The following is a 1,130-nucleotide window of genomic DNA, read 5'->3' on the forward strand; positions in this document are numbered from 1 at the left end:
CCTTCGCGGATGGCGAAACGCAGGCCGTCTTCCATCGCGATCGGAGCGATCAGTTCGACGGTGAAGCCGACGTTGTCGCCCGGCATGACCATCTCAGTGCCTTCCTTCAGCTGAACCGTGCCGGTCACGTCAGTCGTACGGAAGTAGAACTGCGGACGGTAGTTCGCGAAGAACGGGGTGTGACGGCCGCCCTCTTCCTTGGTCAGGATGTAGGCTTCGGCTTCGAACTTGGTGTGCGGGGTCACCGAACCCGGCTTGGCCAGAACCTGGCCACGCTCGACGCCGTCACGGTCGATGCCGCGCAGCAGCGCGCCGATGTTGTCGCCGGCTTCGCCGCGGTCCAGCAGCTTGCGGAACATCTCGACACCGGTGCAGGTGGTCTTCTGCGTGTCGCGGATGCCGACGATCTCGATTTCGTCGCCGACGTTGATCACGCCACGCTCCACGCGGCCGGTCACAACGGTGCCGCGGCCCGAGATCGAGAACACGTCTTCGATCGGCATCAGGAACGGCTGGTCAACGGCGCGCTCGGGCGTGTCGATGTACTCGTCAACGGCCGCCATCAGCTCGCGGATCTTGTTCTCGCCGATCTCCGGGTCGCGGCCTTCCATCGCGGCCAGAGCCGAACCCGCGATGATCGGAATGTCGTCGCCAGGATATTCGTAGCTGGACAGCAGTTCGCGGACTTCCATCTCAACCAGTTCCAGCAGCTCTTCGTCGTCAACCTGGTCAACCTTGTTCAGGAACACGACCATCTTCGGGATGCCAACCTGACGGCCCAGCAGGATGTGCTCGCGGGTCTGCGGCATCGGGCCGTCAGCTGCGTTCACAACCAGGATCGCGCCGTCCATCTGCGCCGCACCGGTGATCATGTTCTTGACGTAGTCGGCGTGGCCGGGGCAGTCGACGTGCGCATAGTGGCGGTTGTCGGTCTCGTATTCCACGTGGGCGGTCGAGATGGTGATGCCGCGCGCCTTCTCTTCCGGCGCGCCGTCAATCTGGTCATACGCCTTGAAGTCGCCGAAATACTTGGTGATCGCTGCGGTCAGCGTCGTCTTGCCGTGGTCAACGTGGCCAATCGTGCCGATGTTGACGTGCGGTTTTGTACGCTCAAACTTTTCCTTTGCCAT

General features: G+C 62.6%; 1 protein-coding gene. It reads right to left on the minus strand.

Features of this window, described 5'->3' with window-relative positions:
- Nucleotides 1–1,130 (minus strand): elongation factor Tu (gene tuf, locus AC2FMD_RS18065; RefSeq protein WP_496795310.1); only part of this gene is annotated, 1,130 nt, incomplete at both ends.

Source organism: Ruegeria sp. BHSC276, from assembly GCF_059612945.1.